Origin of the sequence: Prevotella herbatica (assembly GCF_017347605.1) — a bacterium.
In the GTDB taxonomy this organism is placed as follows: domain Bacteria; phylum Bacteroidota; class Bacteroidia; order Bacteroidales; family Bacteroidaceae; genus Prevotella; species Prevotella herbatica.
Map to the genome: position 1 here is coordinate 636,084 of NZ_AP024484.1, position 15,937 is coordinate 652,020.

General features: G+C 37.3%; 10 protein-coding genes. 6 read left to right on the forward strand and 4 right to left on the reverse strand.

Translation table 11 applies throughout. The annotated features are described in order from the left end of the window. Positions 1-53: 53 nt before the first annotated feature. From prwr041_RS02425 to prwr041_RS02440, 4 genes are all read left to right on the forward strand, one after another. Positions 54-3,053: a SusC/RagA family TonB-linked outer membrane protein gene (locus prwr041_RS02425; protein WP_207154741.1), complete on the forward strand. Its 3,000-nt coding sequence runs from the start codon at positions 54-56 to the stop codon at positions 3,051-3,053. Between the two features lie 33 nt (positions 3,054-3,086). Then, a complete protein-coding gene (locus prwr041_RS02430; RefSeq protein WP_207154742.1) occupies positions 3,087-4,601 on the forward strand; it encodes a SusD/RagB family nutrient-binding outer membrane lipoprotein in 1,515 nt (504 codons plus the stop codon). A 1,386-nt stretch (positions 4,602-5,987) separates the two neighbouring features. After that, positions 5,988-6,599 (forward strand): DUF6088 family protein, encoded by a 612-nt coding sequence (locus prwr041_RS02435; protein ID WP_207154743.1) that lies wholly within the window; start codon positions 5,988-5,990, stop codon positions 6,597-6,599. After that, positions 6,580-7,635, forward strand: coding sequence for a nucleotidyl transferase AbiEii/AbiGii toxin family protein (locus prwr041_RS02440; protein WP_207154744.1), 1,056 nt, complete (start codon positions 6,580-6,582; stop codon positions 7,633-7,635). Before prwr041_RS02435 ends, prwr041_RS02440 begins: the two co-directional genes overlap by 20 nt. A gap of 183 nt (positions 7,636-7,818) precedes the next feature. Here prwr041_RS02440 and prwr041_RS02445 read toward each other — a convergent pair whose 3' ends face one another. Together prwr041_RS02445 and prwr041_RS02450 are read right to left on the reverse strand one after the other, a co-directional pair. After that, a complete protein-coding gene (locus prwr041_RS02445; protein WP_207154745.1) occupies positions 7,819-8,385 on the reverse strand; it encodes a hypothetical protein in 567 nt (188 codons plus the stop codon). Positions 8,386-8,776: 391 nt separating this feature from the next. Next, complete coding sequence (locus tag prwr041_RS02450; RefSeq protein WP_207154746.1) at positions 8,777-10,405, reverse strand: beta-N-acetylhexosaminidase; 1,629 nt, start codon at positions 10,403-10,405, stop codon at positions 8,777-8,779. A gap of 260 nt (positions 10,406-10,665) precedes the next feature. On the opposite strand from prwr041_RS02450, the gene prwr041_RS02455 reads away from it, so the two are divergent. Both prwr041_RS02455 and prwr041_RS02460 read left to right on the forward strand, forming a co-directional pair. Continuing rightward, the gene (locus tag prwr041_RS02455; RefSeq protein ID WP_207154747.1) at positions 10,666-11,781 is read left to right on the forward strand and encodes a cation diffusion facilitator family transporter; all 1,116 of its coding nucleotides are present in this window, start codon (positions 10,666-10,668) and stop codon (positions 11,779-11,781) included. A 30-nt stretch (positions 11,782-11,811) separates the two neighbouring features. Next, complete coding sequence (locus prwr041_RS02460; RefSeq protein ID WP_207154748.1) at positions 11,812-13,479, forward strand: formate--tetrahydrofolate ligase; 1,668 nt, start codon at positions 11,812-11,814, stop codon at positions 13,477-13,479. Between the two features lie 63 nt (positions 13,480-13,542). On the opposite strand, the gene serB is transcribed toward prwr041_RS02460, so the two are convergent. Both serB and mnmA read right to left on the reverse strand, forming a co-directional pair. After that, entirely contained in the window at positions 13,543-14,772 is a 1,230-nt protein-coding gene (gene serB / locus prwr041_RS02465; RefSeq protein ID WP_154650095.1) for a phosphoserine phosphatase SerB, read from the reverse strand. Between the two features lie 56 nt (positions 14,773-14,828). Continuing rightward, positions 14,829-15,929, reverse strand: a complete 1,101-nt coding sequence (gene mnmA / locus prwr041_RS02470) for a tRNA 2-thiouridine(34) synthase MnmA (RefSeq protein WP_207154749.1) — start codon at positions 15,927-15,929, stop codon at positions 14,829-14,831. Positions 15,930-15,937 lie beyond the last annotated feature (8 nt).

The following is a 15,937-nucleotide window of genomic DNA, read 5'->3' on the forward strand; positions in this document are numbered from 1 at the left end:
TGTTCATATCTTTTTTAAGTATATATGGACAACAAGAGAGACCTAACAGAAATTTGGTAGTTGGGCAAGTAGTAGAAGAAGAAAACGAAGATCCAATCCCTTATGCAACGATTTTCATTAAGGGTGCTAACAAACAAGTTCTAACAGATGATAAAGGTCAGTTTGCTATACAAGCAAACAAGAATAATATTTTAATTGTTTCTTATATTGGTTTTGAATCCAAAGAGGTTCAGGTAACATCTCACAATATTAAGATCTATCTGAAAAAAGCAGCGTATGACCTTGATGAAGTTCAGGTTGTGGGTACGGCTCTCGGCTTAAAGCGCCCTGCTAAAGAATTAGGATATTCAGCAACTATAATTAATAATGCTAAGTTGACGGAAGGAGCTCCAACAAATACGCTTACCGGTCTGAGTTCTAAAGTAGCAGGACTAAGAATTAATATGTATGACAGCAAGGTTGACCCTGATTTTAAAGTTGTATTGAGAGGATACAGATCTCTAACCGGAAACAACGAACCAATATACGTAGTAGATGGTATGCCGATACCGGACATTAATAGATTGAATCCTAACGATATCGAAAGTATTACGGTATTAAAAGGTGCAAATGCTGCGGCTCTATATGGTTCAGAAGGCGTTAACGGAGCCTTAATTATTACGACCAAAAGTGGCGAAAAGGGAAAAGGAAAGGTTGAATACCGAAACTCGACCATGTTTTCGAGCGTTTTCTTGTTACCTAAAGCTCAAACGTCATTCGGACAAGGCATAGATGGTGTTTACAGTCCTACAACATCTCAATCTTGGGGACCAGCTTTTGACGGAACAATGAAGGACTTTGGAACAACATTGCCTAATGGAGAGCAACCACAAGTATTGTATGCCGCTCCTAGTCATGACGTACGTAAGGACCTTTTCCAAACAGGTGTAAACGTTCAACATGATATATCTTTTTCAAAGGCAACAAATCGTGCTTCGTATTTTACCTCTTTGCAAGCAATGCAGATTGATGGAATCATACCTCAGGATAAAAGCACGAGATATAGCGGTAGATTTAATACAACTCAGAATTTCGAAAATTTGACCTTGTCAACAAGTATTAATTGCTCCACTACAAACAGTAATACAGCGCCCGATGGTCCTTGGCCTTCACTGTATGTGTTGCCGGCTAACTACCCGCTAGCAGAGATGAAGAACTGGAAAGATGAAAACTCTTTGGGTAATCCAAATAACTATTTTGTGAGTGGAGTTTCTGGTCTTCAATTAAACAGTCCTTATTATTACATAGATACACATCGCGACAAAAGCCGTCAACAGATACTAAATGGAAAGATTGAAGCTGAATATACTTTCTTTCCTTGGTTAAAAGCCATGGCTCGTATTGGATTATATAATTCAGATACACAAACGCATAGTTCTATAACAAAATACGATACTTATGTGTCTGGGCGAAACCAAAGCGGTAGTGTTAGCGATGGTTCTGCGTTTATAAGGCGCGTTAATGGTGATTTTATTATCAAAGCAAATCAGAAATGGGGAAGATTCGCTGTGAATGGAATCGTGGGAGAAAACATCAGAGATGATTATGCAAAATCGGTGAATATATCAGCATCTAATTTATTATTTTCGAATATCGAAAACCCGGATAGCCGTAGCGGAGATTTGACAGGATCGACAAATATCAGCCGTCAGCGTCAAGTTGCTCTGTATGGTGAAGTTACCGGTGGCTATAATGATTATCTATTCTTGACTGTTACCGGACGAAATGACTGGGTGTCTGTGCTCAGTAAGGAAAACAGGTCATTCTTTTATCCTGGAATAAGTAGTTCTTTTGTATTTTCAAATGCTTTCGATTTTCTAAAAGAATCTAAAGTGTTTTCTTTTGGTAAAATTTATGCTGCTTACAATAAAACAGGTAATGTTTCAGGAATCAGCCCATACGCACTGAACTTATCTTATAGTCAGGCAACCAACTTCCCTTATAATAATTTAGTTGGATATGTACCAGCATCTCAGAAACCTAATAAAAATATAAAGCCTGAGTTTGTGCGCTCTTTCGAAATAGGAACACAACTAAGCTTTTTCGATCGCCGATTAAATGCAGAGATTGCTTATTCATACTCTAATTCAAAAGGACAGATATTCCAAGCATCTACATCTGCCGCAACTGGATATACTTCTACCCTTATCAACATGGGAGAGTTATCTAATAATGTATTAGAGGTGTCTTTGAGCGGAGATATTCTCCGTAACAAAAATTGGAGATGGAACTTAGCTCTCAATTACAGTTATATCAAGAATAAAGTTATTGACCTGTACGGAACTGATGACACCGAAGAATACAGTATCTTTAAAGTTTTGTATGCCGTCAAAGGAGAGTCCTTCCCTAGTGTGAAAGTTACAGACTACAATCGCGATCCTCAAGGGCGTATTATTGTGGATGCAAAAACAGGTCTTCCGTCAAAAGCCGTAAATCTTACGACAAAGGGTTCGTCTGTTCCTCCTCATTTGTTTGGACTTCAATCAAGCATCAGCTATAAGAGTTTCTCTTTATACTTTGATTTCGACTGTCGTCTTGGTGGATGGAATAATTCTGAATTTATTAATTCGATGATAAAAGCCGGCACACACCCTATGACTACTCAATACAACAGAAAGGAATACATTATTCCTAATTCTGTTATACAACAAACCAATGCTGACGGAACAAAGACTTATGTAGAAAACACATCAGTCTATGCTAAGGGTAGTGATAAAGCAAGTTATTGGTCAAGTTATGTGGCTGGCTATACAATCAATTATACAGCAAAATCAGATTATCTGAAATTAAAAACATTAAGTCTATCCTATAATGTTCCTCATTCTATATTGAAAAGACTAGCCATAATCAGTGATGCTACTATCAGTGTACAAGCTACAAACTTATTCATAATCAGACATAAAGGATACGATGCAGGAGATCCGGAAAACCTTTATTATAATGAAGGCTTCAACGGCTGGAGACAACAACCTCCTTATCGCACATACGGTTTCACTTTAGATGTTACTTTTTAAAGACAGACTATTATAAAATAAAATATTGATGAGATGAAAAAATTTAATATAGCACTATACATATTCTTTATATCCTTTGTAGGTAGTTGCTTTCAATCTTGCGACTCTTTCCTAGATGTAAACGAGAATCCTAATAAGCCAATGGATAAAGACATGACTTTGGCTTATAGACTGCCATCAGCATTATACAATACCGCTTATCAAGAATCGGTACAACTCAATCAGTTAGGCTGTTTCTGGGGTGGATATTGGGGATTAAATGCTGAAAGCAAAACCCAATATGCCAATATCCAACAGTATAACGGAGCCGATATAATGTCTGAACGTAATGGTATTCCTATCTGGGAGAATGGATATACATACGCCAACAACTATTATCTTATCCTCAATCAGGCAACAGAAGAAGGTTCAAAAGTATATGGAGGTATTGCCCGTATTATGCTTGCTTGGCATTTTATGCGTTTAGCAGATATATATGGCGACATTCCGCTAGATCAAGCCTTCAACATGGATACATATCCACATCCTGAATACGAAGATGGTATTGAAGTGTATAAGAAAACGATTGATTTATTGACTGAAGCTATAAACATGCTGAAAGCTAAAAGAAGTGTGGCTGAAGCTAAACCATCTTCTGATGATATTGTCTTTAACGGAGATGTGACCAAATGGATTCAATTTGCAAATACCATAAAGCTTAGGGCTTTAATTCGTCAGAGTGAAGTCGCTGGGCAAGAATCATACATCGCATCCGAAATTGATAAAATCAAAGTCGAAGGCAGTGGTTTTCTCACCGAATCTGCTTTAGCCAATCCTGGATTTACAACAAGCAAGCCCAATCCATATTGGAGTAATTATTATCGCTCAACAGATGATAAAGAAACCTCTGCTCATACCTATATTCGTCCTACAGAATATGTAATAGCGCAATATGAGGCATTGAATGATCCTCGTTTGGCACATTTGTATACTAAAACATCAGCAGGCAAGTATCAAGGGGTAATTTTTGGATATACAGGCAACGATGATCAATATAAAATGGCAAATACCTCTGTATTGAAGGGACCGAAAGAAAACAAATCTGAAGCTGGAGCAATATTCAAATCGGCTACTCAATCGTTGGTTTTGCTAAGTGATTTCGAAAGTTACTTCCTTCAAGCTGAAGCAGCTCAGAGAGGCTGGATCAGCGACAATGCTGCAAGCTTGTATCAAAAAGGTATTGAGGCTTCTTGCACCTATATGGGAGTCTCTCCATCCGAAATATCATCTTACTTGGCTCAGCCGTCAATTGCTTACGATGGCACCATCAAACAAATTATTCTACAAAAATGGCTAGCTCACAATTCTATCAATGGAATTGAAGCATGGAATGATTTTCGCAGATTAGGTTTACCTCAATTCCCGAATTCGGCTGATGAGACAGATTCATCGGTTCGTCCTAAACGATTACTGTATCCCGAAACTGAAACACAGACAAATGTATCTCAGGTGAAGAAACGTAATATCACTGATATAACAAAAGATCGTGTTTGGTGGGATGTGCACTAAATAAAAATACGTAATCCTTTATTTACTATATTATAAAGGTATCGCAATCTATCAGTACTACATGTAACTAGGTAATTTCTTAGGTTAAATCAGAGATTACCACTCTACCAGAAAGGTTCTTTATGAATATATTCATGAAGAACCTTTTTTTTGTTTATTAAGATGGTCTGAGGCTAATCACATAATAGCGTAACGAGAAAGCAAATTGCATTCATTTCGGGTGCCTTCCCTATGGTTTTTCATGTTTTTAGCTACGTGAGCTACGGATTCTCTCGTAAAGCCTATAAACAGAGGGATTTGAGATACGTAGCTAAGACAATTTAGCTACGATGGCTACGTTCTAGCTACGTTATCTAAATCTCTCTATATATATGTACGTGCACGCGCGCACTTAGGACTTTTTGAAAATACTAGTGTCGAAGTGGCAACATAATGAATATCAATGTTTTATCTATCATTTTTAATAATATATGGTGACGATGATATGACGAAGAAACCTCAAACTTCATCATGCGTTTTACGAAGAAACGCATTGCGATTTACGTTGTTTTGGGGAGTGATATGGGCCTAATCACTCGGTAAAGTATCATGAAACGCAACCTAGTTTGCTTGCAAAATTGCATTAGAAGATTATGAAAAATCCTCAACTAGATTTCTACTTGACACATTTCCGTCACTTGATTTTGTTCGAAAAGAAATCTAACAAGTTGATATTCAAAGGATAGACATTTCGACACTGGTATTTCTGAAAAGTTTAAAGTGTGCGTACGCATGTGTATTATTATGTGTAGCACCTATAATTAAAACTTTGGCTAACAGCTCACTATTAATTTCATTGCATAAATATAAATCTTGTAGTATCTTTGCCGAGAATTCAGCGGAGTTCGGCAGAAAATTTAAACAAGCTTGAAAATTCTGTTCTCGTTACTGAATCTATGTCCCCACCCTCACTTCCTCAGATACAGTCAACGTCTCTTTGAAAAATTTACTTATAAGACACATGTTATCCTCAAAATGATACAAATTGCCGTAGCTAAAACGTAGCTCACCGTAGCCAAATTGACCAAGCTACGTATCGCCATACCCTCTGTTTATAGGCGTTACGAAAAAATCCGTAGCTCACGTAGCTAAAAAAACGAAAAAACATAGGGAAGCATACTAGAAGTCGTATTCTCCTTTTGTAGCCGTGATGATTTTTCCATAACTTTGCATAAGTTACCGACTAAAATTTGTTAAATAAAAAGATCTGATACGATACTATTTCTATCACAATTTCCTCATTATAGCCACTAGTTTTCATTTTTTTCTAAAATTATTGGTTATATTGTTGATAAGAACAATATTTTTCCATAACTTTGCAAAAGTTACCGACTAAAATTTGTTAATATGACAATTCAAGAACAAATAAAACAACGGATAGACAAAGCTAAGCCAGGAACGCTTTTCTTTGTTAATGACTTTGCTGAGTTCGATAATGAATATGTCAGCAAGTTATTATCAACGATGAATGACTTCAATGTTCTTGAACGTCTTGCAAAAGGCATATATTATAAACCTATAGTAACAAAATATGGCAATGTATATCCTTCAGCTGAAAAAATAGTAAAATCAATCGCAGAGCACGAGAATGCAAAAATTCTTCCAACGGGAGAATATGCCTTGAATGCGCTTGGTCTGTCAACACAGGTTCCAATGAATGCTGTTTATCTGACAACAGGATCTCCAAGAACAATAACTATTGGGAACAAGAAAATTAGGCTAAAACACAGAGCTCCCAGTGCCTATTCGTATAAAAGCCAATTGATGCCATTACTCGTATTGGCACTAAGGGCAAAGGGTAAAGATAATATAACCTCCTCAGATACGAATAGAATAGAGAAAATCATCTCAGATTCAACGGAAAAACAACTGATAAAAACAGATTTGATGATTGCACCAGTTTGGATTCGCAAATATATAAAACCAATAATAGAAAAACATGAGCATTTGGCAAGATAAGACTGTAGAAGAGCGTATCGCTATTATACAGAAGACAGGAGAAAATACAAAAGTTGACGACTTGGCTATAGAAAAGGACTGGTGGGTAACTATTACCCTCAAGGCTCTTTTTTCAACATCCTTCTCACAGTACCTGCTTTTCAAAGGAGGAACAAGTTTGTCGAAAGGAAAATGGGAAAACATCAATTTGCAAAGATTCAGTGAAGATATAGACATTTCTTTAAGCAGAAATTGGTTTACAGAAATTGATAAAAAACAAGAGCTATATCCCTTTGCCAAATGTGAAACTAACAATCAATTAAAAAGTTTGCGTAAAGCATCAAGGAAGATTATCATAGAACAACTATCCCCTGAATTAAGTATTCAATTAATGAACTTGGGAGTAAAAGATTTCAAGGTTGAAAATGTAACGAGCGCCATACAAAATGGTGTTGAAAAATCAATAGAGTCAGACCGTGACCCAGTGGTCCTTAACGTTGTTTATACGAGTATCTTAGACGAAAAAAATGAGTATCTTCAGCCTAAAGTTAAGATTGAAATTAGCTGTATGTCTATGGACGAACCATTTGAAGATAGAGCTTTAACTTCGCTTATTTATGATTCTTTCAACGAAGTAGATGATGCAACTCAATGCATAATTCCTACTGTTCAACCTATAAGAACCTTTCTTGAAAAGGCATTTTTACTAAATGAAGAATATCAGAAGAAAGCTCCTAGAAGTGAAAGAATGAGTCGTCATCTATATGACCTAGAGAGACTAATGGATACTTACTCTGATGCTGCCATAAAGGATGCGAAACTTTATCAAAGCATCATTGAACATCGCAAGAAATTCTATCATATCAGCTCAGTAGATTACAATACCGACAAGAGAGGGCAAATTATAATCTGGCCTAAAGAAAAGATGGAGAACTTATTTCGTGATGATTACAAAGCGATGACCGAGTCTTTCATTTATAACGAGAACCCACTGACTTTTGAACAACTAAAGGAAAGAATTCAGGCGTTAGAAGCCAAATTTCGAAATAGCAAGTAGGTGTCTTACAAGATTTTTATAGTTTTATCGGACAGCAATAAAAAAAATGAAGTCCCGACTGGAACTTCATTATTCTTTTTCAATAGCATTGCCACTCTTACTAAGCAACATTTTAAACTAGGTTTCATACCCTATTTATGTTAATCTTAGGAATGAGAGCAAATCTTTATATAGTTGTAAAAACTATTTGATAGTATAACAGTAAACTGTCATATTCTTCTCTGTTAAACTATTTGGATTAGTAACCATTACACCATATTCACCAGGAGTAGATGGTATGTTTAGTATATAAGCTGTTTCACCATACTTCTTTGCCTGAAAAGAAACTAAATCATCAGCACCTGACTGAGCACCGCCGAATGTATTAGATTTGGCAATTACACAACGTCTTTTATCTCCTTTAGACTCAAACTTCATTATCTGAATGAATGAATTAGGATCTTGCTTGTTGTCAGCTGCTTTTACTACCAAACGATAAGCCTTTGCATCCGAGCCAATACAGCTAGATGTAGCACCGTCTACTTGGATACGAGACTTTATAGAGCCAATACCCGTAAGGAAGACCGAAGCTCCAGCTTTAGCTTTTACAACGCCTATTTGCTTTTCTGCGGCAATACTTGCTGTATCCTTGTCATTAATACAAAGAAGATTAGTCTCTCCTATAAACTCTGGTTCATAACTAGCTCTAGTTTGAGCCGTTGCTGCTGTCACAGATATAATGGCAAACAGTGTAAGTAATGTTTTTCTCATAAATCACCTTATTTAGTTACTATTTTTTCTGATATAGAACAAGCCTTCGAGCTTTTATACATGCCGAAAGCTCACTTATTATTATAATATGAAACTTTTACAATAAACAATTTTAATATTTTGACAAAAGTAGTAATTAAAAATTTAATATATATATTTCAAAACTACATAATCAATATTATTAAAATATTTTAACCTTTCAAGAATTAAACAATTGACGAATATTTGTCTTTGCCATCCATTCTTTTGTACTAAGCCTATAACTATTTAAAACTGCTTGACTTTTAATTATGTCGAATTCGGCACAATTAAAAGTTGGATTATTTAATTCCGCCTAAATACTCAGCTGTATTTATAAGTAGAATGACAACATCTTTCAAAGCCAATTGATCTATTTTTCAACAAAGTACTTATATCCATAAAGTTTATATACCTGCAATAGTCTTTCAAGTCGCTTTCTGAAATCAGCATAATTCTTCTTATCATATTGCATCCACTGCACTTCTGACAATGCTGCCATTCGTGGCAACACCTGATATTCTGCAAGGGATGGACACACGATGTATTCAGTCCAAAGATTTCCCTGAACGCCTATAATATGTTTCTTTTCGGCAGCAGTCAAAGAATCAGGAACAGGTTGATAACTATACGTCTTCTCTATATTCAGATTTCCACCAATAAGCAATGGCTCATTCCATGTTTTATCAGTCTGATAATAATCAAAGTAACAATATGAAACAGGAGTCATAATGGCATCATGACCAAGACGCGAAGCCTTTATTCCACCCTCTACTCCACGCCATGACATAATCGTGGCACTCTTCTGAACATCGCCTTCAAGAATTTCATCCCAACCAATAATCTTACGACCTTTCTGATTTAGATATTTCTCTATTCGTGACACAAGATATCCTTGCAATCTGTTTTCGGCAGTGCATTCCTTATCACCTTTTATCCCTAGGCTTTTTATCAAACCTTGACATTTTTCACAAGTAGTCCATCTTGTTTTAGGAGCCTCATCACCACCAAGATGTATGTATTTAGATGGGAATATATCCATGAGTTCATCCATTACATCCTGTATAAATTGATAGGTCTTCTCGTTTCCAGCACAAAGGATATCATCAAATACGCCCCAGTTTCCACTCACCTGATAAGGGCCACCAGTACATCCAAGTTCAGGATAAGCAGCAAGTGCACCTAGCATGTGTCCCGGCATATCAATCTCTGGGATAACAGTGATGTATCTTTCTTTGGCATACTCAACAATTTCACGAGCCTGCTGCTGGGTGTAGAAGCCACCATAAGGAGTTTCATCATCGAGTGAAGAGTTACGCCCTAAAGTAGTATGTTTACGAATTGAACCGATTTTTGTAAGCAAAGGATATTTCTTTATCTCTATTCTCCACCCCTGATCATCCGTAAGGTGCCAGTGGAAAGTATTCATGTTGTGCAATGCTAGCAAATCAATGTATTCCTTAACGAAATCAACTGGAAAGAAATGCCGTGCCACATCAAGCATCATACCACGATAAGCAAAGCGTGGTGAGTCTGTTATCACAGCTGCCGGCATGATAACATTTTCAGCATGCTGAATGATAGGCAACGACTTGCGTAAAGTCTGAATTCCATAAAACACACCATTAGCGGTCTTTCCTGATACAATAATGTTATGTTGATTAATCTCTATCTTGTAAGCTTCGTCACCTATTATCTTTCTGTCAATGCGTAAGAATATGTTTCTATCTGAATTTGCAGAATGAGATTTAACTACAAGAGAAAGTCCAACTGACTTCTTTACATATTCGGCAAGGAAGGTAGCGTTTCTTTGTAGAAGGCTATCACCATTAGCATACACAATATTTGCAGAAGCATCGAGGATAAATGGTTTGTTGCCCAATATCTTAATATTTTCAGGCAATGGCACTACACGATAGTCAGCCTTAACATCATCTGCATAAGCAGAAGAAACACAGATAGATACTATCATAGCACAAAAGAATGATAAAATTCGTTTCATTACGTTTTTAATTATTATCAGTATTATATTTAACAATACCAACGGTTTGAAACTGAAGCCGAAGACATTAATTAATTCACAAATGTAATCAAAATCGAAACAACAACAAAATAAAACAGCAAGTTTTTAATTTTAACGAAGTATATGTCAAAAAAACGAATTTGATATATTACAGAAATATTAAGTAAAAACTATTGGACTGTAAATGAATAATTAGCGAATTATTTGTATCTTTGCATGCGTTATCACAAAGAAAGATTATGATTAAAGAATCTTCACGCGAACACAAAATAGTGAAAACTAGTTATGTTGGTATCGGAACCAACATATTGCTTGCACTGTTTAAAGCTATAGTGGGACTGGTTGCTAACTCGATAGCCATAGTGCTTGACGCATTAAACAACTTGACTGACGTGCTGTCTAGCTTGATAACTATCATCGGAGCAAAACTTGCCAATAGACCTGCTGACAAAGGACACCCATACGGACATGGAAGAATAGAATATTTCAGCGCAATAATTATTGCCTTTATCGTTCTTGCTGCTGGAATAACATCGCTTATTGAATCTGCAAAGAAAATTATAAATCCAGAACCTTCTCAATATACTTATATTTCTGTATCAATAATTGCCATTGCTGTGGTAGTTAAAATCGTGCTTGGAAAATATGTGACGAAGGTTGGCAAAGCTGTAAACTCTCAAGCATTAACGGCTTCAGGTGCAGATGCGTCATTCGATGCAGTGATCTCAGTTGCTACTCTAATATCGGCACTAATTATGATGATATGGGGTATATCGGTGGATGCATGGTTAGGTGGGCTGATATCAATTGTTATCATTAAAGCAGGTATAAAAATGGTGATGTCGCCGATAAATGAACTTATTGGCAGACGAATAGATGCTAAACTAACGAAAAGCATAAAAATGGATGTGGCTGCAATTCAAGGAGTAAACGGTGCATACGATTTACTGCTACACAACTATGGACCAGAAAAAATGGTGGGATCGGTACATATCGAAATCGTAGACACTTTGAGCGCAAGTGAGATTTATACGATAACTAAGAATGTACAACGAAAGATAAGAGAGAAATACAATATCTTTCTAACGGTTGGAATATATGCTATAAACTCTAAAGATAAGACAGCTCTTGATATGCAAGAACAAATTAAGACTGTAATTGCAAAATATAAAAACATCATGCAGATGCACGGACTGTATATAGACAGAACGCTCAAAATTATACAGTTTGATATATTGGTGAGCTTTATGGAAAAAGACGTCGTAACGCTGAGGCAGAATGTTATCAACGGCATCAACGAGATATTTACTGACTATGACATAGAAATAAACATTGACAGGGATATCACTGACTGAGAATACACAACATTACTATACGAGAAATAAATGAAAACGGAACTTGAAATTGCACGCGAATGCAAATTGGAACGCATTGAAAAAATTGCGGACAAGATTGGGGTACCAAGCGAGGAGCTTGAAAACTACGGCAAATATATTGCCAAAGTGCCACTGAAACTTATTGACGCTGACAAAGTTGCCAAAAGTAATCTTATTCTTGTTACTGCTATAAGCCCTACAAAGGCAGGTATCGGAAAAACCACTGTAAGCATTGGCTTATCTATGGCGATGAACAGACTGGGAAAGAAATCTGTGCTAGCGCTTCGTGAGCCGAGTCTTGGTCCTTGCTTCGGCATGAAGGGCGGTGCTACTGGTGGAGGTTATTCACAGGTGTTGCCAATGGATAGAATTAATCTGCATTTCACAGGTGATTTCCATGCAATTACTTCTGCTCACAACATGATTGCAGCATTGCTTGATAATTATATTTATCAACACCGAGAGGAAGGTTTTGCCCTGAAAGAAGTTCTGTGGAAACGAATTTTGGATGTCAATGACCGTAATTTGAGATGTATCACAACAGGTATTGGCCCAAAGACTAACGGCATTATTGCTGAAAGCGGATTTGACATTACTCCTGCAAGTGAAATCATGGCTATACTCTGCTTGGCAAAAGACGAAGAAGACCTGAGACTTAGAATTGAGAATATTCTACTTGGAGTGACACTCGACAACAAACCTTTCAAAGTAAGAGATCTTGGTGTTGGTGGAGCTATCACTGTTTTACTGAGAGACGCTTTATCACCAAACCTTGTACAGACAATAGAAGGAACAGCAGCATTCATTCACGGTGGTCCTTTTGCTAACATCGCTCATGGATGCAACAGTATCCTAGCAACAAAAATGGCAATGACATTTGGTGACTATGTTGTAACAGAAGCTGGATTCGGTGCAGATCTTGGTGCAGAGAAGTTCCTTGATATTAAATGCAGAAAAGCAGGAATACAGCCTAAGCTTACCATTATTGTGGCTACGATTATGGGACTAAAGATGCACGGAGGTATGCAGGTTGGAGATCCTAACAACGGAAATATCGACAACATAAAAGCTGGACTTGAAAATCTGGATAAGCACATCAGTAACATGCGCAATATGGGACAAAGCGTAGTTGTTACCTTAAACAGATTCAGCAACGATAAGGAAGAAGAAATAGAACTCGTCAGCCAGCACTGCCAAGAATGTGGAGTAGGATTTGCTATGAATGAGGCTTACATGAAAGGCGGTGAAGGTTGTCTTGAACTTGCACAGCTAGCAATAGACAGTATATCTAACAATCCTTCTGGAGATATTAAATTCACTTACAGCGAAACAGACAGCATAAAGGACAAGATTACAAGTGTTGCTAAAAATGTGTATGGTGCAAGCAACGTAGTATTCAAAAAGTCTGCTGTTAAAGCTCTCGAACGCATTGACGAATGGGGACTGGGGAATTATCCCGTATGTATCGCAAAGACACAATATTCACTAAGCGATGATGCTAAGAGACATGGTGTACCAAAGGACTTCACATTCACTATTCGTGACCTAGTGATAAACACAGGTGCCGAAATGATTGTGGCTGTAGCTGGAGACATCATGCGCATGCCTGGATTGCCAAAGCATCCACAGGCAGAAAGAATTGATATTGAAAACGGTCTACTTGTTGGACTGGAATAACATAAACGAAATAAGGCAGAAAATGATTATTATTTTCTGCCTTATTTTTTTATATTAAATGCTTTACAATTTACCTTGTTCACCAAGATAACTATCCTTAAAACCTAGGAAATAAAGCACACCGTCAAGTCCTATATTACTTATGGATTGCTGCGCTGTAGCCTTAACACGTGGCTTTGCATGGAAAGCAATGCCAAGTCCTGCTTCTGAAATCATCGGTAAGTCATTGGCTCCATCACCTACAGCTATTGTCTGGGCAAGATTCACTTGCTCTACCTGTGCTATTAGTTTAAGAAGTTCAGCCTTACGCTTACCATCAACAACATCTCCAATGTATTTACCAGTAAGCTTTCCATCTTCGCCAATTTCCAACTCATTTGCATATACATAATCAATACCATAACGTCTGCGCAGATATTCTCCAAAATAGGTGAAACCACCACTTAGTATAGCAATCTTATAACCGCATCGTTTCAATACTGACATAAGACGATCGGCACCCTCGGTGATAGGCATGTTTTCGGCAATCTCATGCATTACTTCAGCATCAAGTCCCTTGAGAAGTGCAACACGTTCGGTGAAACTTTCCTTAAAATCTATTTCTCCACGCATAGCCCTCTCAGTAATAGCCTTCACCTGAGCCCCTACTCCAGCACGAGCAGCTAACTCATCAATACATTCTGTCTGTATAAGCGTGGAATCCATATCAAAGCAAATGAGACGTCGCATGCGGCGATACATATCATCACGTTGGAAAGAGAAGTCAATTTCCTGTTCTGAAGCCATCTGCATCAGTGATGCCTGAATTTGTTCCCTATCAGCAGGTGTACCTCTTAGAGAAAACTCAATGCATGCACGTACGTTACGTTCAGGCTTCTTGATACTCATTCTACCTGTAAGTCTCAATATAGAGTCGATATTCAACCCCTGATCAGCAATAATCTTTGTAGCAGCTGCAATTTGCTTGGCAGAAAGAGTACGACCGATAACAGTAAGAATAAATCTATTCTTGCCCTGACGGTTAACCCATGATTCATATTCATCATCAGAAATAGGTGTGAAACCAATGTTTACATTAAGTTCATCAGCCTTGAAAAGTAATTCTTTCATTACTTGACCAGAATGCGTATAATCTATGCGGATAAGAATACCTAGCGAAAGAGTGCTATGAATATCAGCCTGACCGATATCAAGAATATGTGCATCGTAGAGCGCAAGTATTTCCATTATCGAAGCAGTAAGACCTGGACGATCCTGACCTGTTATACGAATTAAAATCTGTTCTTCTTTCATAATGAAATAATATATATATTACTCCGCTTTATAATAACAAGCGGTTGAGTTTATTACTATAAAGTTATCTCTCCTGAACCGAAACAACGATGATGTTGATTATCATATATTACACAGAATTGCCCTGGAGCAACACCATGAACCTTTTTAGCGGCATGAATGGTATATGTGCCGTCAACATTGTTCTCCAATGTTGCTGGTAAATATTCTGGAGTGTGTCTTATCTTGAACGTGATGTTATCAGGTAACTGTATTTCAGTACTTCCTTCAGGACAATATGTTGTGAAATGAAAATCATGAATCTTAAAATCCTGCTTATAGGCTGTCTCTGGATCATAACCATGACTAACATAAAGAATATTAAGTTCAACATCTTTCTTTACAACAAACCAAGGTCCGCCACCAAATCCAAGTCCCTTACGCTGACCGATAGTATGAAACCACAATCCCTTATGCTGACCGATAACATTACCTGTTTCAAGTTCAATGACATCGCCTGTCTTTTCACCAAGGTAACGCTTTAGGTATTCATTATAATCAATATTACCAAGGAAACATATTCCCTGACTGTCACGACGTTTGGCATTGACAAGATGTTCACGTTCGGCAATTTCCCTAACTTCATTCTTTTCAAAATGACCTATTGGAAATATAGCCTTATGCAATTGCCAATCATAAATTTGGGCAAGAAAATCTGTCTGATCCTTAACAGGATCAGGACTTGTTGTGAGCCATTTGTATCCGTCATGCCATTCAGTCTGTGCATAATGTCCGGTTGCTATCAAATCATAGTCATAACCCATTTTTTCATCAAATGCACCAAACTTAATCAGACGATTACACATAACATCAGGATTAGGCGTGAAACCAGCCTTGACTTTGTCCATTGTATATTTTGTTACCTGACTCCAATATTCCTTATGACAGTCGATAACATTTAGCTTGCAATCATACCTTGCAGCAACGGCAGTAGCCATTTCTAAGTCTTCCTCGCTACTACAATCCCATTCCTCTTTTTCTTCTGGACCAATCTTTATATAGAAACAGTCTGGTTTTGCGCCATGACTAACCATTTCATAAAGAACGACACTGCTGTCGACACCACCCGAAAGAAGGAGTGCTATCTTTTTACCCTTTATATCCTCGTAATCAATCATATTTTGCA

Excerpts from the sequence above, each read along its gene's own strand:
- prwr041_RS02430 (WP_207154742.1), top strand. The coding sequence starts at position 3,087 with ATGAAAAAATTTAATATAGCACTATACATATTCTTTATATCCTTTGTA.
- prwr041_RS02435 (WP_207154743.1), top strand. The coding sequence starts at position 5,988 with ATGACAATTCAAGAACAAATAAAACAACGGATAGACAAAGCTAAGCCA.
- prwr041_RS02440 (WP_207154744.1), top strand. The coding sequence starts at position 6,580 with ATGAGCATTTGGCAAGATAAGACTGTAGAAGAGCGTATCGCTATTATA.
- prwr041_RS02445 (WP_207154745.1), bottom strand. The coding sequence starts at position 8,385 with ATGAGAAAAACATTACTTACACTGTTTGCCATTATATCTGTGACAGCA.
- prwr041_RS02450 (WP_207154746.1), bottom strand. The coding sequence starts at position 10,405 with ATGAAACGAATTTTATCATTCTTTTGTGCTATGATAGTATCTATCTGT.
- prwr041_RS02455 (WP_207154747.1), top strand. The coding sequence starts at position 10,666 with ATGATTAAAGAATCTTCACGCGAACACAAAATAGTGAAAACTAGTTAT.
- prwr041_RS02460 (WP_207154748.1), top strand. The coding sequence starts at position 11,812 with ATGAAAACGGAACTTGAAATTGCACGCGAATGCAAATTGGAACGCATT.
- serB (WP_154650095.1), bottom strand. The coding sequence starts at position 14,772 with ATGAAAGAAGAACAGATTTTAATTCGTATAACAGGTCAGGATCGTCCA.
- mnmA (WP_207154749.1), bottom strand. The coding sequence starts at position 15,929 with ATGATTGATTACGAGGATATAAAGGGTAAAAAGATAGCACTCCTTCTT.